Genomic DNA, 988 nt, shown 5'->3' on the forward strand with positions numbered 1-988 from the left:
CATTCACCCTTTGTGTTTCATTGCGTTTTTTATACAATTTCTCGTCATATAAGATCAGTGGTAACTTCTCAGAAGTGGGTACAGGAGAAGGTTTCCCCTCAAAATAGGCGCTTATAATACAGTTTATTTTTTTTATATCGTCCGAAGTATTTTCAGAAAGAGTGGAAGGTTGCGCGGTAGGAGGAAGAATCTCTTCCACTTGATACGCCAGAGAACTTGTTTCCATAAGCAGTTCTGTGGTCAAGTCGGACGGAGTTTCCTTCAATGAGGCAGTTGTTTCCGTAGGTATTTGCTTGGCTTCTTTAAATTGATACCCTTTGAAGATATTGTTGTTTCGCCATTGTTGGAGAATAGCGGACGCTCGATCCTCGGATACCTCTTGTCCAGTGAGTCCCGAGGAGGTAAGAATAACTTCAGCGGCTTCTTTACTTCTGGTTTTCTTCTTCTCCTCGCCTTCTTTCCATACCCACCAATATAGCGCATTAATTAATTGAAGAGGAGATAATCCGTCGCAAGGTTCTTTTTGTTTACAAAGAAATTCTTTGACTTTATCATTGACATGATCTGTTTCATTCCGCTTTTTATACACCTCCGCATCGTCCAACAAAAGTGGTAACTTCTCAGAGAGTGGTACAGGAGAAGCTTTTCCAGCAAAAAAAGCGGTGATGATACTATTTATTTTTAATGCATCCGCCGACAATTTGACAGAAGTACTCGAGGATGGCGTGGTAGAAGTTGATGTCTTTTCTGCCTGTTCCTTCACAGAACTTGTTTCGATGGTCAGTTCTGCCATCGGGCTTGATTGTTTTTCAACCATCTCCGTGGTCATAATGGATTGAGGAACATTCAATAAGGCAGTTGTTTCAGCATATATTGGATGGTTCTCTTTAAAATGATAGTTTTTAAAAATATTATTGTCTCGCCATTGCAGGATAATAGCTTCTGCCTCCAATGCAGTCAGATTTCTATTTTGGAGTCCAGAAGCCTT

General features: G+C 40.5%; 1 protein-coding gene. It reads right to left on the minus strand.

Features of this window, described 5'->3' with window-relative positions:
* Positions 1 to 988: QWxxN domain (locus tag A5844_RS14075; protein ID WP_179190510.1), on the minus strand; the 988-nt coding region annotated here is incomplete at both ends.

This window comes from Candidatus Enterococcus wittei, assembly GCF_002140175.1.
GTDB lineage: Bacteria > Bacillota > Bacilli > Lactobacillales > Enterococcaceae > Enterococcus_B > Enterococcus_B wittei.